The following is a 23,724-nucleotide window of genomic DNA, read 5'->3' on the forward strand; positions in this document are numbered from 1 at the left end:
CCTATACGACTATGTAACGTCACCACGAAGTGGTGGCGTTTTTAAATGCATGCGTGCGCGGCTGTCGAGCTTAGTCGAGCTTTGAGCGCGTAGTTGCTACGAACACGAATTACAAGCACCGACTTTCCTCACAACGGAACTCAGCGACCTTATTCCTACGTAATGAGGCTCTCTAACGGGCTAACGGAACTCATCGCCGCTATATGACCTTAATGAGCCCGATACGCCGAGAAAAATACGAAATAACGTCTCTCAGTTCCGTTAGTGATAAGAAAAGCCCCATTTGCACCGAATAACGTCTCTCAGTTCCGTTAACGCCGGCTCTCATCTTGAAGGCCCATATATCCAACATCGCCAATATTCAATCGGTATGACCGGTATCTCACATTGCCACCTACAACCAACAAATACTGCTTCTCAACCAAGCCGTGCAGCAATCGGCGAGCATACCGATCCGTGACTCGAAGATGTGCGGCAAGCTCGTTCGGCTTGAACGGTCGTAGTGACCGTCTTGCATACCGTACAGTCTCAGCCTCCAGACAGCTTAACTCGGCGTTCACCTCGCACGAAACAAATTTCCCCAAGAACGAAAGGATGAGCTGCTTGCAAAATTCCGGCTCTTCTCTAATGGACAAATAAGCGATCGGTAAATAGATCCAATCATCGAGCGATAGTAAGCTTTGTCTGCGGCATAAGTCCTTGAAGCGGCGCGTGTCGAGGTCTCTGGCGTGCGATCCGTAATCTTGTATTTCAATGTCACCTTTCATGTTCCCACGAATGAATGCAAGATCAAGATACCGATATCCGTTATTGAAGTCTCGCACCTCCCACTCCGGATATAGATGATCGAAGTTACCAACGACTGGATACCAGATCTTCCGTAAAAACTCGACAGTTCCATGACTGAGCCCTTTTTGTAGCAGCTCTCTTCTTCTATTATTCTTCTCATGTTCAATTTGCTTCTGCATCCACAGCTCGTATTCTAGGTTGAACATAAGCCTCACCTCATTCCATTCCGCGAAAATAAAAATGCCGCCCGATACGAAAGTATCCGAGCGGCATGTGCTTCATGTCCATTGCTTATGATTATAGCCTATGAATCAGCTACGTTCAAGGAGCCAAGCTTCGACGCCCATTACCACTTGCAGCTTAGTCAGGAAGCATTATAGGATTGTCTAATTATGTAGAGAATGATAGACTAGACCCAGTGGATGTAATCAGTTGGCAGTATCGATACATAGTCTGGTAGTTACATGAACTGAATCTAATGGGTTAGTTACGTAATGACCGACATGCTGTCGAGTAAGCAACAAGCATATTCCTACATTAATTCAACGAGGTGAGAGAATGAAGAAGAAAGTATTGAAGGTATCCGTAGCGGCAAGCTTAGCGTTAGGATCGATCGCTGGAATTCCGATGAGCACGCCTGCTGTACAGCAGCTGTTCGGCACTACGACAGCTCATGCATCTCTTGCTGCATATCCACCTTTGCCAGTCGAGACGAACGCGTGGGTTCAGCGCATCATTAATGTATACTCGAAGCTAACGGTCGAGGAGATGCAGTCGGTTAAGGACTTCCAGAAGGCGCTGTCGCAGCTTACTCCTAGTGGCAATGATGCTCTAGTAGCTCCGATCGTCAACCACTTGAATAGCAAGAAGACTTCGAATCTGTTAACGACGGCTGATGTTCTCCAAGTTCTCGGATTTTTCGGAACCGTTGCTTCAACAGACGATGCAGACCTGCTCAGCAAACATCTGAATGCGTTCCGTAGCGACGCGCTTGTCCGTGGAGCTATTAGTAAAGTGCTGGATGGCACGCCTGTTTCCTTGGATGGCCAGAACCAAATTCAGTTCGCTGACATTACAGCCTTCCACGATGCTGTGCACAACGCGTTGTTGAAGCAGATCACACTGACCAAAGCCATGATTTACATCGATGCTCAGAAGAAAGGCAAGCTCGCCGAGCAAAAGGCATCTATTAAAGCGGACATGAAAGCGGCTTACCTGGAAGTTCTGGGTAACCAAAACTTAAAGCTATCCCAGGCAATGGCCCACTATGGGTCAACGACGACTGCACGGGCTGAGCTGGCTGAGGCTATAGCGACAAGCTACCTCAATGTGGTAGACTCCGTCGATACCGACATGGATGCGCAAATTGCAATAGTGAAAGCATTGCTGCGTTCCGAAGCGAGCCTTACTTCGACTTCGGGAACTACCGAGCTGACGCCTGTTCTGAAGCTGTTCGGAAATGACATCAGCAGCTTGGTGACATGGAAATCGAGTAATGAGTTGATCAGCTTCTCTAATGGCAAGTTCGTCCTAAGCAGCGGCGCGGCGGATAATACGACGATAACGGCGGAAGTATCTGCGCATGATGCTGCGTTTAACGAGCTTGTGTTCAAGGGCACGATTACGCTGCGGAGAAATGTTGAAAGTCCTAGCAGCGGCCCTGGCGGCGGCCCACCAGGACCTCCACCGACAACAGTGAAACCACCAGCCGATCGAGCGGAGCAGGCTGAAGCCGCGAATAAGGCCGTTAATGAAGCGAAAGAGAAGGCGCAGAATGCGCGTCCTCTGGAAAGAGCGGCCATTGTGAAAGAAGCTGTACAGGAAATAAAGGAAGCCGTTAAAAATATGAGCAAGGTGACCATCTCAAGTGATAACGTAACTGTAATAGATGGTAAAACGGTTCCGGTGTTCAATGAAGGCGATGTTATCAATCAGATCAAAGAGATCAAGCTACAAGTGAATAAGCTCCAAAGCGGAATTAAGGAAATAGCACCGAAAGCTCAAGTTCCATTTGAATTCACCCTTGATTTCGGCACGATCGAAGCTAAGACGTTAAGTATACCGCTCAGCGGAGAGGTGCTTAATGGAGCTAAAGATAACGGCGTGACGAAGCTCAACGTTGAAGCAAACGGTACAGGCGTAGGCTTCAAGCCTGAGCAATTTAAAGATGACACGACGCTGACGATTGAGAAGGTACCGCAAGATACCATTTCGTCTCTATTAAGTCGTACTACAGTCTCTCCAATTGTCGATGTTACGTTCCATAGTTCTAACGGAACAGAAATTAATAACTTCGCGACGCCTGTTGACCTGAGATTGAATATACCTACACATCCGGAACCGGACTACTTGTCGATCTTCAAGGTTGAGGTGGACAACCGTCTCACGAACTACGGCGGGATGTTCATCGATGGGGGCGTAAAAACACAGCGGATCACGCTCTCTCCATATGTTGTGCTGGAGAATAAAGTCGAATTCGGGGATACTTCATCTGTCAGTTCGTGGGCTGGTAAAGAAATTCGCTTCATCGCCACGAAGGGCATTGCTGAAGGACGTGCCGAAGGGCAATTCGACCCTAGCGCTAATGTGACACGTGCCGAGTTCGCGAAGATGCTCGCGAATGCGCTTGGGATCGTCGGCGGTCATGCGACGGAGACGTTCAGCGATGTGACGGACCAAGATTGGCACCAGCCTTATGTAGCTGCCGTTCAGCAGCGGGGCATTGTGAACGGAAGAGCGGACGGTCGATTCGATCCTAACGCGGTCATTACACGTGCGGAGATGGCGACGATGATCGCTAGAGGCTTGAAGGCTATTCATGGCACCGACAATTTGTTTGAAGCCAAGGAGATGCTCGCGCAGTTCACGGACCATGAGCTCATTCATGCCAGCCTGCAGGAAGGCGTTGCTCTAGCTGCGGAGCAGAGCATAATCCAAGGATTGCCAACAGGCGAGTTCGCTCCGAACCAGAGTACAACACGTGCGCAAGCGGCCGTCATGATCTACAGATTGCTTAAGCTGCAATAGCATTTATCATGTTATAAAGCTACGTACGGCTCAACATACCATTCAAGCATAGAAGCACGTCCTCTGGGCGTGCTTCTTAAAGTTTCTGTGAATCACCTGTACAGCACAATCTGAAGTATTGACATATCGCAAAAAAACGATATGATAAACGTATGGAGCCTATCGAAATTTTCAAAGCGTTGTCCAATGAGTCCAGATTACAAATTCTTAATTGGTTGAAGGAGCCTGAGAAGCACTTCACGCCTCACGAAGGGGTGGATATGAGGAAAACAGGGGTATGTGTAAGTCAGGTTACCGAAAAGCTGAATATGACGCAGTCAACCGCATCACAATATTTGACCATTCTCCTGCGGGCAGGCCTCATTAAGACGGAACGGAATGGCAAGTACACGTATTACAAGCGGGATGAGGAGAAGATCCGGGAGATTGGCGCCTTCTTGCAGTATGAATTATAACGTGAAGCTGAATGCCTGAATGAGCATTCGGGTTCATTTTATATATCACATCGATATATCTAGATATGTAAATTTAATTCACCGCAACCATCATATCTACATTTCTAGATATATCAATATAAATAATAAAGGAACGGGAGTGTATTGGAACATGTCAAGCACCTGGAGAGTGTATGTATTGGCGGTAGTAAGCTTTTTAGTGGGAACATCGGAGTATGTCATCTCAGGAATTTTGGATCAGATCGCAGAGGCTATGAGCATTTCGATTGCGGCAGCCGGACAGCTCGTAACGATCTTTTCATTGGTGTACGCGATATGTACGCCCATCATGATGGCCATTACAGCAAGGCTGGATCGACAACGGCTGCTCCTTGGAGCATTAGCGCTATTTGTGATTGCCAACCTCTTAGCCTATCTAATACCTGGGTTTGAAGCGTTCATTCTGGTTCGCATTATGATGGCGATTGGAGCAGGAATGGTGGTCGTAACGGCACTAGATATTGCTGCTCGAATATCGCCCGAGGGGAAGAAGGCAGGCTCGATTGCGACTGTCGTGATGGGCTTTACGGCCTCACTGATTATCGGTATTCCGCTTGGGCGGGTAGCCGCTGCTGCATTTGGGTGGCAGTCTGTATTTGGTTTTATCGCGTTATTCGGATTACTTGCGAGTATTGTTCTATATGTTGCGATACCTCGTATTCAAGGCGATCCGCCTGTTCCACTTCGGCAGCAATTGACCATGTTGAAGGATGGCAACGTATTGCTTGGCTTGTCGATCACGTTCTTTTGGCTCGGAGGCTATTCTATTGCCTATACCTATATTTCTCCGTATTTGCTCGATGCTGCTGGCATACCAGAGGGCATACTCAGCATCGTGCTGTTGGTGTTCGGGATTGCGAGCTTGTTAGGGTCTAAGGCCGGAGGATATAGCACAGATCGATGGGGCGTGTCCCGTACGCTGCTTGGCGGCATGCTTCTGCATATTAGCGCCCTCATCGTACTATCTTTGTTGGTTGCGAGTACCGTTCATGTTGCTGCAGTTATCGCCATCTTGGTAATCTGGTCGTTCGCGGCATGGTCTTCTGGACCGACGCAGCAATACAATCTCGTTCGGATCAATCCGAACCATTCTGGCGTCATGCTGGGTCTGAATCAGTCAATGATGCAGCTTGCGATGGCTGCAGGAGCGGGAATTGGTGGAGCAGCGGTGAAGCACGTTTCCTTAAGCTCCATTACATGGTTGGGTTCTATAGGGCTAGCCATAGCGATCATCGCCACGATGCTCTTGAACGTGCGGATGAAGGCGCAGGATGAAGTCAGATCGGTGTCCAAGACGAGAGCCAACGTATCCTAAATGTATAATACCGCTAAACACAAGGGACACCGAGTGTTTAGCGGTTTTTTTGCACCTTGTAAGTCTCCATGATCGAGACAGGATAGGATTATACTGACACTTTCTTTGTCGTAAGAATGGAATAAAGGTTTACACTTACATTTAATAAGCGTATGATTTATAATTAGTGATAGGAGTGATTAACGGAGGGGATAACGATGCGTAACAAATTATTGGTTTTTCTAGTTTCTACGGCTGCATTTTTTGGTCCATTTACCCAGACATTCTACACGCCAATGCTGCCACAAATCGCGGAGCAGCTTCAAGCCTCGCAACTTGCTGTCAATTTGACAGTGTCCATATATCCCCTTTTCTTTGCAATTATGCAATTAGTGTATGGCCCGCTTATCGATAAATATGGTCGGCGCCGAATATTGTTGATTGGATTTATGTTTTATTTGTTGGCAACTGTCGGAGCTGCGATGTCGTACTCGGTGACTACGCTCATTATTTTTCGTGCGCTGCAGGCAATTGGGGTTGCGGTAGGTTCGGTAGCGGCTTTAACGATAATCGGAGATTTGTTCGAAGGTAAGATGCGCGGCAGATCGATGGGCATTTATCAAATGCTGGTCGCACTGGGACCAGGACTCGGCCCGGTCTTCGGTGGTATAGTTGGACAGTACTATGGAATTCACCAGTTGTTCTGGATCCTTCTGGGCATCAGTTTCGCGCTCTGGTTAATCATGTTCATCAGCTTGCCAGAAACAAAGACAGAAACAAGCGGGAGCGACCGATTCCGACTTCGGCAATTGTCCACGGTGCTAACACACCGAGTCGGCTTAGGAATCGTTGTGCTGGCTTCGGTTCAATATTGCGTATTCTATACGCTGTTGATTTTGCTCCCGAATATCCTGATCGAGCTGTATGCGCTAACTCCCAGTCAGTCTGGGTGGATGTTCCTTCCCATATCGATCTGTATCGTAATCGGAAGCTTGATCGGCGGACGTATACAAGAGTATTTTGACACCAAAAAGCTGCTACTGGCTATCAGTTCGTTGAATATGGCATCCGTTTTTTTGTTTGCGGCTGTCGCTGCAGTGTCGTTACCCGTTCTAACCGTCAGTATATCGGTATTCGGTCTGTTTCTCGGCTTATCTCTTCCTCTGCAGACCACGCTTCTCGCGAATGAATTGCCTCATCATCGAGCCACCTCTACAGGCGTGTACAACTTCTTTCGTTACATATGGATGACGATTGGTCCCGTAGTTGCGACATCCTTATACGGGGTTGGATATAAGTTGGAGTTCTACACGTTCGGGATCATCTTCGCTTGTGCACTTCTATTCCTATATCGGCGGTTCTATGACTCCCTCGGGCAGCTTATTCGGATGAACAAGGCCATAGAAAAATAGATGAATGAACTGATCGACTACGAGTTGGTTGGTAGGGGCCGAGTCCTGATCTTGGTGCAATTGGCTGAATTGCTCTATATACATCTGGAAATATCGCAGAAGCGTCTCATCCAAGACATCGTGGGGAATGAGACCTTCCTGCTTGCCTAGCTCAATCAGCTTCATATAGAGGTGGCGGAGCTTGTCTGAGACATCTCCCGTAAGCAGCCGCGCGAGGTGAACTTTATCATTAGCTGCTTGCAACGGTCCGATTTTAAGTACAATTTTAAGATTTAGCGATTCTTGAATCATAATGCTACTAACCTTCTCCAGATAAGGCAGCTCCGAGTACAAGATCTCCTCATACTTCCGCAGTTGCTGCTCCATCCAGTGTTGTAGCATCTCCACATAAAGCTGCTCCTTGGTGCCGAAATAGTTGTAGATGGTTGCCGGTGAAACTCGAGCTTTCTCGGCAATTTCATTCACATTCACTCTCGACATGCCGTTGTTCATTAGTAAATCGAAGGCAGCGGTAAAAATTTGCTCGATTTTGCGTTGCTTTCTGCGCTCATATCCATTCATGCTCGTCACCTCATCTTGAAGTGTAGCTGAAGTTTTGGAGTAATTCAATATGACTACTATAAAAAATGTTGAAATAAGAATGCTCTTCATGTATTGTAGTTATGTAGTATTTAAGTTTAAAACTACAAAACTTACAGTGAAGGAGTGTTTTAACAGATGAACCAGCGTCGTATGCCCAGCTATTTGCGTGAGATTTTCGGTGAGAAGCAACGGATCACGACCATGATCGGCATCTTGTTGTTCGGCTTCTCTCTTGCGGGGCTCCTGTATGGGCGATACCCGGAGATGTATGAGAATATACCTTGGTGGCGCAGTCTGCTTGCCTTTGTCCTGATCTTCGATATTTTCTGTGGCTGTATAGCCAACTTTACGAGGTCCACGAACGATTACTATGCGGCCAATAGTCGCAAGCGTCTTCTATTCATCTCGGTACATATACACCTCCTCCTTGTAGGGCTATTGCTCGAAAGCTCCCTATTGCCGTATGTATGGGTGTGGTTATACACCGTCGCAGGGGCTTATGTCGTCAATGCCTTGCCCATATCCCAGCAGCTGCTCACCGCAGGCACTCTCTTATGCGCAGGAATCGGATGGATTCCAGTTGTACTTGATCTGACGCCGTCTATGCTCATCGTCAGTGAATTGTTCATGCTGAAGGTGCTGTTCAGCTTTAGCGTTGATCATTATGGTCGATCAGCGGGTTAAGATATCGTTCGCTAGGAGCATCTGTCCGGACAACTAGACATTCTGGTACACTAGTGTTAGTGTATCGCGTAGTCTGTCTGGCATGCCGCAGGTCCATACAGCATGAAGCCTTGAACAGCCGCGCCTAGAGTTTAGGATCAAGGAGTGATGGATATGAAGGTGGTCGTGTGTAAGGCTTACGGTTCAGCGGATGTTCTACAACTTGAAGAGGTACCCATGCCAGTATGTAAGGACAACGAAATTTTAATCCGAATCAGAGCAGCTACCGTATCTGCAGGAGATACGAGGGCCCGGCGAGGAACTCGCGAATCGTTGCCCTTGTGGCCGCTATCCAAGCTCGCGATGGGCATCCAGAGACCCCGTCACCCCATCCTAGGGGTGGAGCTCGCCGGTGAGGTCGTGCAGGTCGGCCGCACGGCAACGAGGTTCCGCGAGGGGGACGCCGTGTACGCGGCCAGCGGTATGGGCTGGGGCGCCTATGCGGAGTACAAGGCGATGTCTGAGCACGGAGCCGTGGCGATGAAGCCGGCGAATCTGACCTATGAGGAAGCGGCGGCGGTGCCGGTGGGCGCGTTGTCTGCTTTGTTTTTCCTGAGAAAGGGAGGCATTCAGCGTGGTCAGCAGGTGCTCATCTATGGTGCGTCGGGAAGTGTCGGTACGTATGCGGTACAGCTTGCTAAGCACTTCGGGGCTGTGGTGACCGCCGTGTGCAGCACCGGGAATGTGTCGATGATGAAGGAGCTCGGCGCCGATCGTGTGATCGATTATTCGCAGGAGGACTTCACAACTATAGATACGAAGGTTGATATGATCCTCGATACGGTCGGCAAGACGACGTTCTCCAGCTGCCGCAGGCTGCTACAGCCTCGTGGACGGTATATTCTGGCGGTGTTTAACTTCAAGGAAGTCGGTCAAATGCTGTGGACGTCGCTGTTCAGCGGTCAGAAGGTCGTGTGCGGCGTTGCGGATGAACGAATAGAGGATCTGGAGCTGCTCAGAGAGCTGATCGAGGCAGGAGCCGTCAAGCCTGTCATCGATCGGAGCTACACGCTGGATCAGATTCGCGAGGCTCATCGCTATGTCGAGCAGGGGCATAAGAAGGGGAATGTCGTGATTACGATGGACAACGACGATAACCTATAGTAAGGCTGGAATCACATGAAGCATAGATGTGGCTTTTCAGCTTATTATACGAATTGAAAGTGTAAGATCCATTTCGCAGGAGATGGGTCCTTTTTTATATTGTTAGCAATTGAATGTAACAGGGAGAAGTGGTAATTTATGAGAGGGTGCTTTGTTACAGGGAGGGACGATCATGTATCGAATCTTGATCATAGAAGATGACGACAAGATCGCTGCGATCTTAAAAAGTAACATGGAAAAGTACGGGCTGGAGGCAGCATGCGCCTCACACTTCCGGGACTTGATACCGGAAATAGAGACGTTCGCTCCGCATGTAGTGCTGCTCGATGTGAATCTTCCTTATTATGATGGCTATTATTGGTGCAGACAAATACGAGCGCGCTCGAGTATTCCGATCATTTTCATTTCGGCGCGCTCCGGGGAGATGGACCAGGTCATGGCGATCGAGAACGGAGCCGATGATTATATGACGAAGCCGATTCCTCTCGAGCTGCTCATGGCTAAGGTGAGAGGTATCCTGAGACGTGTGTATGGTGAGTATGCTGAGATTTCCGAATTCAGTACTCCCCTCCAATCAAGCTCCTCATCCGAGCTTCATGTTCAGGGCTTAACGCTGCGCCTCCACCGTAATGATCTGTTATGGCAGAAGCAGCGGGTCGAATTAACGAAAACCGAGAAGCTGCTTGCGGAGGGCTTGCTTAAGCATTACGGACGCATCGTCTCCAGGGAAGAGCTGCTCGAAGCATTATGGGACGATGTGCAGTTTGTTGATGATAATACGCTTACGGTGAATGTGACCAGGCTAAGGAAAAAGCTGGAGGAGCTGGGCCTTCCCAAAGCGATTGAGACCGTGCGCGGTCAAGGCTATATGTTTACCCTCGAATAAGGCGGTAAGAAGGAGAAGAAGCATGAAAGAGCACTCGATCATGATATTTGTAAGGGATCGATTCGTATTCATTCTGGTTGTGTTGCTCATTATCGGTTTATATGTCGGGGCGATTTTATTAAGTGAGTACAACCCTTCGGTGATGGACCTGGGAACGGTGCTTTATTTTGTTGGGTTAGGGTTGTTCTTTATGCTGTTAGGGCTGGCAGTGGATTACATACGACAACGTGAGTTCTACAAGCAGGTTCACGATGCCCTTGAGCGTTCGGGGGAATTGCATGCATCCGTTATTGTGCAAACCTTTGTTACGAGGGAGCAGAGACTCGTTACGCTTCTGTTCAAGGAGCAGCATCGTGCCTATTTGAACAAGCTGCACGTGTACCGTCGGCAGCAGGAGCTGCACAATCACTTTGTGCTTCAATGGGTGCATCATATGAAAACACCGGTATCCGTCATCGACATGATGGCTCAGGATGCGCAGCAAGAGCTGCCGCTTACACAGGAGGCGCAAAGAAAAATACTGCTTAGCATGAAGGAAGAAGCCGAACGTTTGACAAGCGGTCTGGAGATGATGCTCTATACGGCGCGTCTTGAAAAATTTGAGATGGATCTTCATCTCAAGACGACCCCTCTGCACGAGGTCATACGGAGTGTGATCCATTCACATAAGCGACTGTGCATCCGACACTCCATTTTCCCTAAAATTGAAGGGGAGGCTTGGGTGGAAACCGATGAGAAGTGGATCACCGTTGTATTCAATCAATTCATCAGCAACTCGATTAAGTATAGAAAAAAACATGTGGACGCTTCTTCGTTATTGTTCGAACTGAAGACCGCTCCGAACGGAGGTGGGAAGCTAAGCGTGATAGATGAAGGGATCGGAATCGCCGCACATGATTTGCCGCGAATTTTTGATTCCTTTTTTACAGGGGAGAACGGATGTTCTACAGGGGAGTCCACTGGTATGGGACTATTCCTAGCCAAGCAAATTTGCAAACGTCTGGGACACGGCTTGTACGTGACCTCGGAGCTTGGAGTTGGGACGACGATGACCGTGACCTTTGAGCCGCGGGGCATTCATAAGCTGACTGCAAAGTCATCATGAGTCTTGGTGTCAATGTTGTAAGCTTCCTTGAACGAATTGAAAGGTAAATCGATGGCTGCAGCCTGTTGCGGGCATCTATACTGTTCTCATCAAGGATAGCGAATACAAGGGGGAATCGTCGATGGCTGTGCTTCGAGCCGAAGGGTTAGGCAAGATCTATAGCTCTAAAGGAAATGTTACTTACAGAGCGCTGGAGGATTTAAGCCTACAGATCGAAAAGGGTGAATTTGTCGGAGTCATGGGGCCTTCGGGCAGCGGGAAAACGACGCTGCTCAATCTACTCGCGGCTATTGACCGTCCGACGTCCGGGGAGATTGAGGTCAATGGCATCAAACCGCATAAGCTGAGCGATAAGCAGCTTGCTTTGTTTAGACGACGACAGCTTGGGTTCGTGTTTCAGGATTTCAATCTGCTGGACACCCTAACGATTAAGGAGAATATCATTCTGCCATTAGTTCTCGAAGGTACTCCCCCGACCAAGATTGAGGAGCGACTTCAACCGCTGGCCGAATGGCTGGGGATTGCCAAGGTGCTTGAGAAGCGCACGTATGAGGTGTCTGGAGGTCAAAAGCAGCGGGCTGCGATCGCTCGATCGTTTATTCATCAGCCTTCGCTGGTGCTGGCGGACGAATTAACGGGTAACCTGGACTCGAAGGCCGCTAAGGATGTAATGGATTCGCTTAAAGATATGAACGAGCGTTTAAATACGACGGTTCTCATGGTTACGCATGACCCGTTCTCTGCGAGTTACTGCCAGCGAATCTTGTTCATAAAGGACGGCAGGCTGTTTTCTGAAATTCGGAGAGGATCGAATCGCCAAGCCTTTTTTCAACAAATCTTAGATGCTTTAAGTGTGCTGGGAGGGAATTTCGATGACGTTTCGTTCGCTCGCGTTTAGCAATATTAAAGGGAAATGGTGTTCCTATATTGCTTTCTTTATGAGCTGCACGTTCTCCGTCATGATTTTCTATATGTATGCTGCTTTTCTGGCACATCCTGATGTAGTAAACGGTCAAATTGTGGGCGCCTCTAAGGTGAGGCAAGGGATGCTCTTTTGTGAATATGTTATCGTTATTTTTTCATTACTCTTCGTGCTTTATTCCAATTCCGCTTTTGTAAAGACAAGGCAAAAGGAGTTCGGTCTTTTTTCTTTGTTTGGGATGACACGGGCGCAAATAAAGCGGCTTGTTATCTATGAGAACACGGCGATTTCTCTACTTGCAATCGGAGTTGGGATAGTACTGGGGATTTTGTTCAGTAAGCTCTTCTTTATGGCGCTGGGCGTCCTTCTCAACCTGGAACAGACGATTGCATTCGCCGTACCAGCACAAGCGATTTGGATGACGGCTTTCGGATTTTGCATCCTGTTTACGCTTATTTCGCTGTGGACGGCGCGGAAGATTGGAGGGTCGCAAATTATTGATTTGCTTAAAGCATCAAGAAGGCCTAAAGGTGATCTTTATTATTCTCCATGGTTAGTGGCAGCGGCAATCGGTTCACTCGGCATGGCCTATACGCTTGCCTTAATGATGAACGGAAACAATTTTTTGAGCCTCGACTTTTCCAGTTTCTCGGTTCGGGCTCTAGCGATTCTGGCTGCCGTGTTGGTGGGCACGTATTTAGTATTCACCCAGTTCAGCGTCCTTGTACTTGGGTTCATAAAAAAGCGCTACGGTATCTATTATCGGCGGACCAATATGCTGATCATTTCCTTACTCGGTTTTAAGATCCGAGACAACGCACGTATGCTCTTTATCGTTTCTATTCTGAGCGCGATCATCTTAACGGCGTCGAGCGCCTTTTATATACTGGGCCGTTCCGCCCCTCAAGAGAATTTAAAGGAAATGATTTCGCTGACGATGTTCATCGGACTCTTTATCAGTTTGCTCTTCTTTATCGCATCGGGGAGCATGATTTACTTTAAGCTGTTCACCGAGCTGCAGGACGATCGAGCGCAATTTGAAGCTTTAACGAGAATCGGTATGACGGAGGGAGAGATCCGTAACGTCGTCGTGACCCAGGTCGGCATTATTTTTTTCGTACCCTGCGTCATTGGTATCATTCACGCTTTGGTCGCTATGAAAACATTGGACAATATATTGATGTCGTCCAATTGGATCTATTCCTTTGTCGTTATTGGTATTTATTTGGCCATGCAAACGATCTACTTTGTTGCAGCCTGCCGCAGCTATATCGCAAGTTTGCGAATAAGAAGAGTATAAGAGGAAGGGGCTTACTCGATTTGACTTTAACCAGTTATCCTTCTACACTTAGTTACAAAAAGTAAGCGCAACAAGGAGAACAATCGATGACAATAAAGCTCGGTGTACTGGATCAAGTGTATGTCAGCGAGAACCGTACCGCCTCAGACGGACTCCACGAGTCTACGAGGCTCATACAAGCAGTAGAAGCGCTCGGCTACAGCCGCTTCTGGGTGTCGGAGCATCATTCGATGCGGGCGCTGGCATTCTCAAGCCCTGAGGTGCTTATTGCGCATCTGGCGGCAGCAACGAGTACGATTCGCGTCGGCTCGGGCGGCGTCATGCTCCCGCATTACAGCGCATATAAGGTGGCGGAGAACTTCCGCCTGCTTGAGGCGCTCCATCCTGGGCGCATCGATCTCGGGCTTGGCCGTGCTCCGGGTGGCATGCCGCTAGCAACGAGGGCGCTGCAGCAAGACAAGTACGTCGATGTCCACAAGTATCCTCAACAGGTGCTTGATCTGATCGGGTATTTACACGACGCGTTGCCCGAAGGGCATCCGTTCGAGAAGCTGGTCGCTTCTCCAGTGATCTCGACGGCACCGGACGTCTGGCTGCTCGGATCGAGCGGAGATAGCGCAAGGTTCGCGGCGGAGCTGGGCACGGGGTACGGGTTTGCCGAATTTTTCGGTACACCGGGTGGGGAGGATGCAGTTCGGCATTACAGGGAGAACTTCAAGCCGGCTGCGCTACTGGAACCGAGACCGCGCTCGTTGATCGCGACGCTTGCCATCTGTGCGGAGACCGAGGAGGAAGCGAACCGACTGGCGACGAGCAGCGACCTCTTGTTCCTGGCGATCCGCACGGGACGAGAGCTGCCAAGCCTGCCTTCGGTAGAGACGGCGATGAATTATCCGTATACGGAGGTTGACCTGTATTATATTCGACAGAGCCGCGAGCGGCGCATCATCGGCACACCGGAGCGGGTGAAGGAGCAGCTGCTGAAGCTGGCCGCGGAGTACGGTATTGAGGAACTATTAATTAACACACCTATACACGATCCATCGGCGCGTGTGCGCTCGTATGAGCTGATTGCGAAGGCGTTCGGCATGACAGAGCGGGTGTAGCAAGGACTATAGCTGACGAAGGATGCTGCATAGCCAAGGAAGTTCGACTCTCCTCGCGCATAATGAGCTGAGAACCGACATAGCTATCATTAGATTTGAATCTAATGATGGAATGGAGGCAGACCATGAAGTCGAATGAGGGAGCATGGACGAATATTTCAGCGCCGCAGAACGCAGTGGATCAATCCGCTTATGTAGGGAGGCTGCCAGCGGCGCACAGCCCGATTGTACCGATTCCCGCTGTGCCGCAGCCGGGCATATATGTGACACAGCTGGAGCCGGTGTTCGTGCAGCACATTAGCCGCCACCAAGGCCAGCGGCTTGCAGTGATGACAACAGCCGGTAGAGTAGAAGGGACGCTCGCTGGGGTTGGAGTGGATCACATCCAAATGAATGTGGGTGAACGGTCGCTGCATATTCGGATTCCGCACATCGTTTATTTCGAAGGACCGGCGGAATCTTATCGGTAATGATCTCAATAAGTTGACTTTAATATGGAGGAGTGGTATAAAAAAGGTATAGTCTGGCACTCGATAGAGTAGAGTGCTAATATATCGAAGGAGAGAATCATAGTCATGGAGAAGAAGCAATTTCAAGCCGAATCCAAGCGGCTGCTTGAGATGATGATCAACTCGATCTATACCCAGAAAGAAATTTTCTTAAGAGAATTAATTTCCAATGCGAGCGATGCCATTGATAAAATTTACTACGTCGCGCTGTCTGACCCGAACATCGTATTCGACAAAGATAACTACTTCATAAAAATAACGGCTGACAAGACGAGCCGTACGCTTACAATTCGCGATACAGGTATCGGGATGACGAAGGAAGAGCTCGAGAATAACCTCGGCGTTATCGCCAAGAGCGGCTCGCTCGCCTTCAAGAAGGAGAACCAGTCGAAGGACGGACACGACATTATCGGTCAGTTCGGCGTTGGCTTCTATTCTGCGTTCATGGTTGCGGATTCGGTGACGGTCATCAGTAAGTCTCTGACCGGCGACAGCGCCTACAAGTGGGAGTCGGAAGGTGCGGAAGGCTATACGATCGAGCCTTGCGAGAAGGACGAGGTCGGTACCGAGATTACGCTGAAGATCAAGGACAACACCGAGGACGAGAGCTACGACGAGTTTCTTGAGGAATACCGCTTGAAGTCGATCATTAAGAAATATTCGGACTTCATTCGCTACCCGATCAAGATGGACGTATCGAGCAAGCGTCTGAAGGAAGGCAGCGACAACGAGTTCGAGGATGTTCGCGAGGAGCAGACGGTCAACAGCATGGTGCCGATCTGGCGGAAGAACAAGAGCGAGCTGAAGACGGAGGACTACGAGCAATTCTACAACGAGAAGCGCTATGGCTTCGACAAGCCGCTTAAGCATATTCATATCAGTGCGGACGGCGCTGTCGTGTATCAGGCCATCCTGTACATACCGGAGAGCATTCCGTACGACTATTATTCGAAGGAATTCGAGAAGGGTCTTGAGCTGTACGCGAACGGTGTGCTCATCATGAACAAGTGCTCGGACCTTCTACCTGACTACTTCAGCTTCGTCAAGGGAATGGTCGACTCTGAGAGTCTGTCGCTGAATATCTCAAGAGAGCTGCTGCAGCATGACCGTCAGCTGAAGCTGATCGCGAAGAACATCCAGAGCAAGATCAAGAGCCAGCTTCAGAGCATGCTGAAGGACGAGCGGGAGAGCTACGAGAAGTTCTTCAAGGCGTTCGGCCGTCAGCTGAAGTTCGGCGTGTACAGCGACTATGGCATGCACAAGGACGTGCTGCAGGATCTCATCATGTTCCACTCCTCCAAGGAGAAGAAGCTGGTGACGCTCGAGGAGTACGTGTCCCGCATGCCGGAGGATCAGAAGTTCATCTACTACGCATCCGGCGAGTCGATCGAGCGGATCGAGAAGCTGCCGCAGGCGGAGCTAGTCGCGGACAAGGGCTACGAGATTCTGTACTTCACTGACGACATCGACGAATTCGCAGTGAAGATGCTCGGCGCCTATAAGGAGAAGTCGTTCAAGTCTGTATCGAGCGGCGACCTCGGCCTTGAGGACGAGCAGAAGGATGAATCCGAAGCGACGCAGCAGGAGAATAAGGACCTGTTCGAATATATGGCAAGCCAGCTCGCGGGCAAGGTGAAGGAGGTTCGCGCCTCCAAGCGTCTGAAGTCGCATCCGGTCTGCTTGACGACGGAAGGCGATCTGTCCATTGAGATGGAGAAGATATTGAAGGCGATGCCGAACAGCGGCGACGTGCAGGCTGACAAGGTGCTGGAAATTAACCCGAACCACGGCGTATTCCAGTCGCTGAAGAGCGCCTACGAGAGTGATAAGGAGAAGGCGGCCCTGTACACGGCTCTGCTGTACAACCAGGCGCTTCTCATTGAAGGCTTGCCGCTGCAGGATCCGGTTGAATTTACGAACGACATTTGTAAAATAATGGTATAACGCTTGCCTGACAAGCGGCTGACTTGCGAATCGTAAGCCCTGTTCATAACCGAACGGGGCTTTCTTGCTGTTAAGACGTTGAAGAGCTGGGCATATTTTTAACAAGCGCGGCTACAATAACAGGAGTCATATAACGGACCGCTACTTGGAGGCTGGAGGCGAACATAGATGCAGACATCTGCAACGTTAAGCAGTATCATAGATCGGCTCAAGACCGCAGAATGGAGGAAATATCGTACAGTTGCAATCAGCGACATAATGTGATAAATTATATTTCCGGCCGCTTCTTAAGCAAGACAACGGTGGCGGTTACGAAGTAAGTAATTGTATTCCCTGATAGCTCAGTTGGTAGAGCACTCGACTGTTAATCGAGTTGTCACAGGTTCGAGTCCTGTTCGGGGAGCCATATGGAGAGGTGTCCGAGTGGCCGAAGGAGCACGATTGGAAATCGTGTAGGCGTCACAAGCGTCTCGAGGGTTCGAATCCCTCTCTCTCCGTAGCACGTGGCGGTGTAGCTCAGCTGGCTAGAGCGTACGGTTCATACCCGTAAGGTCGGGGGTTCGATCCCCTCCGCCGCTATTGTACCATCTTCATATGCCGCTGTAGCTCAATTGGTAGAGCAACTGACTTGTAATCAGTAGGTTGGGGGTTCAAGTCCTCTCGGCGGCACCAGCATCACTTGGAGGCTTAGCGAAGTGGCCAAACGCAGCAGACTGTAAATCTGTTCTCTGACGAGTTCGGTGGTTCGAATCCATCAGCCTCCACCACATTTTTTGTAGTATTGGGGATTAGCCAAGCGGTAAGGCAACGGACTTTGACTCCGTCATGCCTAGGTTCGAATCCTAGATCCCCAGTGTATATGTGCGCGTATGGCGGAATTGGCAGACGCACCAGACTTAGGATCTGGCGGGCGACCGTGGGGGTTCAAGTCCCTCTACGCGCACCATCTTGTTATGCGGAAGTGGCTCAGCGGTAGAGCATCGCCTTGCCAAGGCGAGGGTCGCGGGTTCGATTCCCGTCTTCCGCTTACAACGTTACAACGTAACGATAGCAATCGTACAGAAGCTTGGCCCCATTGGAGCCAGGTTTTTTTCCTTTTTTGCAGGAGCCAATGAACGAGAACGTTTATGATGTTCTATTGGGATTCGCCTGCTGTATTTATCGCAGCCTTAGCTAACAATGAGCCAAATATAGAGCTAAACGGTTGCAACCCTGTTACAGGTTACTTATAATGGCAAGTATTGAGAAGAAGCCGGATTCGACGGGAGCAAGGAGAGGACAGCTATTGCGGCAAATGGTCAAGCAGTTTGTGCGACAGAAGGCTAGAAATATTACGCCGACACAATTCATTGTGTTCACGTATTTAACCGCAGTCATGGTGGCGGCACTGCTGCTGCTGCTGCCGGCCAGCGTGAAGGAGGGCAAGTCCATCTCGTTTCTGGATGCCCTCTTTACGGCAACGAGCGCGGTGAGCGTCACGGGTCTGACAGTTGTGAATACGTCAGAGACGTTCAGCGGCTTTGGCGCACTGATGATTATGGGAATGATTCAATTCGGCGGAATCGGAATTATGGCGCTCGGGACGTTCCTGTGGCTCATCTTCGGACAGAACATTTCGTTATCGTACCGCCGACTTATTATGGTGGACCAGAATCGAAGCAGCTTGTCGGGACTTGTGTACCTGATCCGTAGTCTGCTGCTCCTGGCGCTCCTGTTCGAAGGGGTCGGGGCGGTTCTGATCGGGAGCTACCTGCTCGCTGCAGGGTACTATGACAGTGTGCCGATGGCGTTCTATCATGGATTATTTCACGCCATATCGTCTTATACGAATGCAGGCTTCGATCTGTTCGGCGACTCGCTGCAATCGTTCTCGAACGATTATGTGCTGCAAGGCTTGACGATGGTGCTGCTCGTGCTCGGGGCCATCGGCTTCCCGGTGCTGATCGAGTTGCGCGAGAAGCTGGTGAAGAAGACGCCGAACTTCAAGTTCTCGCTCTTCACAAAGGTGACGGTGACGACGTTCGTCACGCTAATTATTCTCGGGACAGTCGGAATCTGGATCGTGGAGAGCAGTGTCTATTACCGGGAAATGCCATGGCACCAACAACTCGCTTATTCGCTGTTCAACTCGATCTCGACCCGAAGCGGGGGACTTGCGACGATGGATGTGTCCGAGTTTACGTCCCCGACGCAGTTCATGCTGTCTGTGCTCATGTTCATCGGGGCGAGTCCATCTAGTGTTGGAGGCGGTATTCGGACGACGACGTTCGCTGTTATCGTGCTTACCTTGGTTAACTATGCGCTCGGACGGAGCGAGGTGCGTGTGTTCCGTAGAACACTGAAGCAAGAGGACATTACGAAGAGCTTCGTCGTGTTTAGCGCGGCAGTGATGATCGTCATATTGTCGATCATGCTATTGGATGCGCTGGAGAGGCAACATTTCTCATTAATCAAAATCGTCTTCGAGGTATGCTCCGCATTCGGAACGTCCGGATTGTCCACAGGCATCACGAGCGAGCTGTCGGCGCCGGGGAAGGTGCTGATCATTCTGCTCATGTTCATGGGGCGTGTTGGCATTCTGACACTTCTCTTCATGTTCCGCTCCAAGGTGACCAAGGACCGATATCATTATCCAAAGGAAGAGCTGATCATCGGGTAGCCGTATCAGACGAAGAACAACTGCGCATGATGGTGACCCGGCGATTAGCTCTGAAGTATGATGCGATTCCGAATTATCTCATTGGTGGACAGGAGCTGGGCGGACGGACCTTATTCGGCGAAGGGTTCGGCAACTGCAGACAGGATATCATATTCCGATTGTATTATAATGATGTACGTACATGTTGATGCTTGTCGATTGCGGAGGGAACTATGAGCGATAAACCATTGCCGAAATATATGCAGCTGAAGCAAGAAATATTGAATTGGCTCCAGAGCGGACAGCTGAAGCCGAATGCTCAGATGCCGTCGGAGCACGAGATCGCCGCCTTGTTCCAGATGAGCAGGCAGACCGTCAGACAGACGCTCGGAGAGCTGGAGAAGGAAGGGCTCCTGTACCGGGTTCAGGGCAAAGGGACGTTCGTGTCACCGCCTCGGCAACTTCCGGTTGGAGGCACTGCGAGTCGGACGGTAGGCATGGTGACGACGCACATCTCTGACTACATTTTCCCGCACATCGTGCGGGGGGCGGAGGCGGCGCTGCGCAGCCGGGATTACATTCTGACGCTGTCGAGCACCGATAGTGACAAGGAGAAGGAGCGGCATAACCTGGAGCATATGCTGAACCGGTCGCTGTGTGGGCTTATCATCGAGCCAACGAAGAGCGCGCAAGGCAATCCGAGCTTGCCGCTCTATCTGGAGCTACAGGTAAGAGGCATTCCGTTCTTGATGATTAATGAACGATACCCGGAGCTGTCGTGTCCATGCCTGAAGGTGGACGATGAGGCAGGCGGCTTCATGGCGACAGAGCATCTGGTTCAGCTCGGACATCGTTCGATCGCTGGCTTCTTCAAGACCGACGATCTGCAGGGCGCGAACCGTCTGAAGGGATTCGTGCGTGCACTGAATGAGTATGCGCTGCCTCTCGACTCGTTCACCTTCACGACCTATACGAGCGAGGAAAAGGATCATAAGCCGTTCCAGGCGGCGCTTGCGATGCTGCAACAGGACAATCGTCCGACGGCGTTCGTATGCTACAACGACCAGCTGGCGGTGAAGCTGCTGGAGGCGGTGCGGCTGACCGGTCTTAGTGTGCCGGAAAATTTGTCCATCGTCGGGTTCGACGATTCGAGCCTTGCAACGGCGACTGAGGTTAAGCTGACGACGCTGTCGCATCCGAAGCAGGAGATGGGCGGTGATGCTGCAGAGCTGCTGCTTGAGATGATTGAGAGCAAGTGCCAGCTGGCGGCGTCGCGCGACGTCATCTATAAGCCACAGCTTGTGATCAGGGATTCAACGAAGCCGCTATAGGTGTAGAGAAGTTAGCATCTGTATGGGACGGAGACGCTTGAAGTGAACTTAGATGTAGAAGGAAGATAATATGTATCACCGATACAAAGCCTAGCGACCAGCTAGGCTTTGTACTTCCTTACAGGTTTGCCTGCCAGCCCAATCGCCGTTATAATTTCTGAAGATAGCTGGGCGGGCTGGAGCACGCATCAGACGCAGCTGCGAACGCCCGAACGAATCGGATCGGAGAGGAATGGAATGACACTCGGAGCTCGGATGCTCAAAACTGGAATAGCGGTGACCTTAACGATCTATGTCACCTCCCTGCTGCAAGTCACTTCCCCGGTCATCGCGGCGGTGGCGGCGATCTTTGCGATGCAGCCGACGATCTATCGCTCGTGGAAGCACTTCCTTGATCAGCTGCAGACGAATACGCTCGGCGCAGTGCTGGCCATGATCGCAGGTACCTATTTCTCCAAGGATCCATTCGCAGTCGGAATCGTATGCGTCATCGTCATTATGCTCTGTCTGAAGCTAAAGATGGAGGAGACGATCGGACTAACGCTCGTCACCGTCATTGCGGTGATGGACGCCTCGGGCCAATGGCAGTTTGCGCTTAATCGGTTCATGCAGATCTTGATCGGAATCGGGATCGCCTCACTCATTAATATTTTCTTCCTGCCGCCAAGGCCGCGAGATCACTTCATCGCGCAGATCGAGGCTGTATTCGTTAAGCTGTCGCTGCTGCTGCGAACGGTCATCTCGAATGAGCTGAGAGAAAGCATATTCCGCGATGAGAAGCGGGAGCTGAAGGATGCGCTCGATGCACTGTCGGCCAAGTTCAAGCTGCTGGAGGAGGAATACAAGAAGCTTAGAGGCGCGAAGCTGAGCAGCATCCGGGATCTCGTCGTATATTCGCACATGCTGGCAGCGCTGCGCAAAGGGTTCGATGTGCTGGAGACCGTCGATCAGCATTACTTCCAAGGCGATCGCGACGAGTGGACCGATGCACAGTTCGATCGGCAGCTCGAGCGGCTCATTAAGCTGCATGAGCATGTGCTGCTGCGCTTCGACGAGAAGCTGAAGAAGAGCGATCGTTCGGAGACCGAGCGGATCGAGGAGGAGTGCCAGACGTTCATGCGCGAGGTACTGAACTGGAGCGGCAAGCGGGCGGACGCCGACCTGAGGCTGACGATTGTGTCGGCATCGCTGTTTGATTACGGACATCAGATCGGCCGGCTAGACAAGCTGGTGGAGCAGTACCATAAGGGGGAGACGAGCAAGGCAGAAGCCCGTCAATGAACTCCTTGAACCAAGTAGGCTCAGCTTGAATATAATGATGAATAAGTCTTGCCATAACAGCTCCGATAGTCCTCGGAGACTGTTATTTCAGGGTATGAGAGATTATCAATGAAGGCCCTCAATTTGTCTGCGACAAATTCGAGGCTTGCCATAACAGCTCCGATAGTCCTCGGAGACTGTTATTCCAGGGGGGATGTCCAATATGTCTACCGTTATACGTGTGGCGGCGGTCGGCGACATTTTGATCTCCAATTCTATCATTCAATCGTCGCGCTGTGAGGATATAGGCGGGTACGACTTCAGACCTGTGTTCCGTTACGTTGCACCGCTGCTGAAGCGGGCGGATCTCGTTATAGGCAATCTGGAGGTGCCACTTGCAGGGGCTACAGGCGGCAGGTTCACATACCGTCATCCGAAGACTGGCTTCTTCACGTTCCATGCTCCGGACGAATTGGCTGCAGCGTTGAAGGATGCGGGCTTTCATGTGCTCCTAACAGGTAACAACCATTGTCTGGACCGCGGCATAGCCGGTCTTGTGCGTACGCTGGAGGTGCTGGATGGCCATCAACTCGCACATACGGGCACGTACCGCATGCCTGAGGAAGCCCACACGCCCCTTGTTCTGAATGTGCACGGCGTGCGTGTCGCGGTGCTGTCCTATTCGAAGAGTACGAATAAGCTGCCTCTACCTGGCAGCCGCTCCTGGATGGTCAATCTGCTGGATGAAGACAAGATGCTGGCTGATCTGGCCAAGGCGAGGCAGCTTGCAGATGCAGTTATCGTGTGCCCTCACTTTGGACGGGAATATACACACCAGCCGGTAGCCGTACAGAAGCGTATTGTGCGGAAGCTGCTGGAGGGCGGTGCTGATCTCGTGCTCGGCGCACATCCGCACGTCGTACAGCCGGTCGTTCGTCCTAACGAACGGCAAGCTGCTGTCTACTCGTTGGGTAATTTCGTCTCTACGACACTGATGAACCATGCAGCTACCCGTAGAGGCTTGATTGTACTTGCTGAGCTTCATAAGGATGAGCACGGTGCAGTGAAGCTGCAGCAGCTGGAATGCGTCCCGACCTGGGTGCGCCGTCGTCGAACCGCTCAGGGCCGCAAGTATGAGGTGATTCCTGTTCCTAATGCGACAATAGCGGCGGACGTACCGAATGATCTGACGCCAGCAGAGCGTCGAGCGATGCTGAAGGCAGCGAAGCATACGATGGATATTGTGAAGCGTAAAGTATAGATGCACCAATGATGAGATCGTTTTTCTGGTTTTCCAT

19 protein-coding genes and 8 tRNA genes are annotated in these 23,724 nt (G+C 50.6%); 25 read left to right on the forward strand and 2 right to left on the reverse strand.

Annotation, left to right across the window (positions count from 1 at the left end):
• Positions 1–311: 311 nt before the first annotated feature.
• Positions 312–995 carry a transcriptional regulator gene (locus tag PAE68_RS08185; RefSeq protein WP_281885878.1) on the reverse strand — a complete coding sequence of 228 codons (684 nt, stop codon included), beginning with the start codon at positions 993–995 and terminating at the stop codon, positions 312–314.
• A 352-nt stretch (positions 996–1,347) separates the two neighbouring features.
• On the opposite strand from PAE68_RS08185, the gene PAE68_RS08190 reads away from it, so the two are divergent.
• The 4 genes from PAE68_RS08190 (at position 1,348) to PAE68_RS08205 (ending at position 7,016) form a co-directional block, all read left to right on the forward strand.
• Positions 1,348–3,816 carry an S-layer homology domain-containing protein gene (locus PAE68_RS08190; RefSeq protein WP_281885880.1) on the forward strand — a complete coding sequence of 823 codons (2,469 nt, stop codon included), beginning with the start codon at positions 1,348–1,350 and terminating at the stop codon, positions 3,814–3,816.
• Between the two features lie 152 nt (positions 3,817–3,968).
• Complete coding sequence (locus tag PAE68_RS08195) at positions 3,969–4,271, forward strand: ArsR/SmtB family transcription factor (RefSeq protein WP_281885882.1); 303 nt, start codon at positions 3,969–3,971, stop codon at positions 4,269–4,271.
• A 151-nt stretch (positions 4,272–4,422) separates the two neighbouring features.
• On the forward strand, positions 4,423–5,625 hold the full coding sequence (locus tag PAE68_RS08200) for an MFS transporter (protein WP_281885884.1): 1,203 nt from the start codon (positions 4,423–4,425) through the stop codon (positions 5,623–5,625).
• A gap of 197 nt (positions 5,626–5,822) precedes the next feature.
• Entirely contained in the window at positions 5,823–7,016 is a 1,194-nt protein-coding gene (locus tag PAE68_RS08205) for an MFS transporter (RefSeq protein ID WP_281885885.1), read from the forward strand.
• On the opposite strand, the gene PAE68_RS08210 is transcribed toward PAE68_RS08205, so the two are convergent.
• Positions 6,951–7,577 (reverse strand): TetR/AcrR family transcriptional regulator, encoded by a 627-nt coding sequence (locus PAE68_RS08210; RefSeq protein WP_281885887.1) that lies wholly within the window; start codon positions 7,575–7,577, stop codon positions 6,951–6,953. The genes PAE68_RS08205 and PAE68_RS08210 overlap by 66 nt on opposite strands.
• Positions 7,578–7,733: 156 nt before the next feature.
• Here PAE68_RS08210 and PAE68_RS08215 point away from each other — a divergent pair, with 156 nt between their 5' ends.
• The 21 genes from PAE68_RS08215 to PAE68_RS08315 all read left to right on the forward strand — a co-directional run bounded on the left by PAE68_RS08215 (position 7,734) and on the right by PAE68_RS08315 (position 23,687).
• On the forward strand, positions 7,734–8,282 hold the full coding sequence (locus PAE68_RS08215) for a hypothetical protein (protein ID WP_281885889.1): 549 nt from the start codon (positions 7,734–7,736) through the stop codon (positions 8,280–8,282).
• 153 nt (positions 8,283–8,435) lie between these two features.
• Positions 8,436–9,425 carry an NAD(P)-dependent alcohol dehydrogenase gene (locus PAE68_RS08220; protein WP_281885890.1) on the forward strand — a complete coding sequence of 330 codons (990 nt, stop codon included), beginning with the start codon at positions 8,436–8,438 and terminating at the stop codon, positions 9,423–9,425.
• Between the two features lie 172 nt (positions 9,426–9,597).
• On the forward strand, positions 9,598–10,311 hold the full coding sequence (locus PAE68_RS08225; protein ID WP_281885892.1) for a response regulator transcription factor: 714 nt from the start codon (positions 9,598–9,600) through the stop codon (positions 10,309–10,311).
• Positions 10,312–10,333: 22 nt separating this feature from the next.
• Positions 10,334–11,416, forward strand: a complete 1,083-nt coding sequence (locus PAE68_RS08230; protein WP_281885894.1) for a sensor histidine kinase — start codon at positions 10,334–10,336, stop codon at positions 11,414–11,416.
• Between the two features lie 121 nt (positions 11,417–11,537).
• Positions 11,538–12,314 carry an ABC transporter ATP-binding protein gene (locus tag PAE68_RS08235; RefSeq protein ID WP_281885896.1) on the forward strand — a complete coding sequence of 259 codons (777 nt, stop codon included), beginning with the start codon at positions 11,538–11,540 and terminating at the stop codon, positions 12,312–12,314.
• Entirely contained in the window at positions 12,289–13,638 is a 1,350-nt protein-coding gene (locus PAE68_RS08240; protein WP_281885898.1) for an FtsX-like permease family protein, read from the forward strand. Before PAE68_RS08235 ends, PAE68_RS08240 begins: the two co-directional genes overlap by 26 nt.
• An 86-nt stretch (positions 13,639–13,724) precedes the next feature.
• Positions 13,725–14,744, forward strand: coding sequence for an LLM class flavin-dependent oxidoreductase (locus PAE68_RS08245; RefSeq protein WP_281885900.1), 1,020 nt, complete (start codon positions 13,725–13,727; stop codon positions 14,742–14,744).
• A 125-nt stretch (positions 14,745–14,869) separates the two neighbouring features.
• Entirely contained in the window at positions 14,870–15,214 is a 345-nt protein-coding gene (locus PAE68_RS08250; protein ID WP_281885902.1) for a DUF2642 domain-containing protein, read from the forward strand.
• 105 nt (positions 15,215–15,319) lie between these two features.
• Positions 15,320–17,197: a molecular chaperone HtpG gene (htpG, locus tag PAE68_RS08255; protein ID WP_281885904.1), complete on the forward strand. Its 1,878-nt coding sequence runs from the start codon at positions 15,320–15,322 to the stop codon at positions 17,195–17,197.
• A gap of 330 nt (positions 17,198–17,527) precedes the next feature.
• A tRNA-Asn gene (locus PAE68_RS08260) sits at positions 17,528–17,603 on the forward strand.
• Positions 17,604–17,606: 3 nt separating this feature from the next.
• A tRNA-Ser gene (locus PAE68_RS08265) sits at positions 17,607–17,694 on the forward strand.
• Positions 17,695–17,702: 8 nt separating this feature from the next.
• Positions 17,703–17,776, forward strand: a tRNA-Met gene (locus PAE68_RS08270).
• A 17-nt stretch (positions 17,777–17,793) separates the two neighbouring features.
• A tRNA-Thr gene (locus PAE68_RS08275) sits at positions 17,794–17,869 on the forward strand.
• A gap of 9 nt (positions 17,870–17,878) precedes the next feature.
• A tRNA-Tyr gene (locus PAE68_RS08280) sits at positions 17,879–17,964 on the forward strand.
• 15 nt (positions 17,965–17,979) lie between these two features.
• A tRNA-Gln gene (locus tag PAE68_RS08285) sits at positions 17,980–18,051 on the forward strand.
• Positions 18,052–18,060: 9 nt separating this feature from the next.
• Positions 18,061–18,143, forward strand: a tRNA-Leu gene (locus PAE68_RS08290).
• Positions 18,144–18,152: 9 nt separating this feature from the next.
• Positions 18,153–18,224 (forward strand) — tRNA-Gly (locus tag PAE68_RS08295).
• Positions 18,225–18,491: 267 nt separating this feature from the next.
• Entirely contained in the window at positions 18,492–19,856 is a 1,365-nt protein-coding gene (locus tag PAE68_RS08300; protein WP_281890965.1) for a TrkH family potassium uptake protein, read from the forward strand.
• A 212-nt stretch (positions 19,857–20,068) separates the two neighbouring features.
• Positions 20,069–21,166, forward strand: a complete 1,098-nt coding sequence (locus PAE68_RS08305; protein ID WP_281885906.1) for a GntR family transcriptional regulator — start codon at positions 20,069–20,071, stop codon at positions 21,164–21,166.
• Between the two features lie 237 nt (positions 21,167–21,403).
• On the forward strand, positions 21,404–22,447 hold the full coding sequence (locus PAE68_RS08310) for an FUSC family protein (protein WP_281885908.1): 1,044 nt from the start codon (positions 21,404–21,406) through the stop codon (positions 22,445–22,447).
• Between the two features lie 202 nt (positions 22,448–22,649).
• On the forward strand, positions 22,650–23,687 hold the full coding sequence (locus PAE68_RS08315) for a CapA family protein (RefSeq protein ID WP_281885910.1): 1,038 nt from the start codon (positions 22,650–22,652) through the stop codon (positions 23,685–23,687).
• Positions 23,688–23,724 lie beyond the last annotated feature (37 nt).

Source organism: Paenibacillus sp. YYML68 (assembly GCF_027923405.1).
GTDB lineage: Bacteria > Bacillota > Bacilli > Paenibacillales > NBRC-103111 > Paenibacillus_G.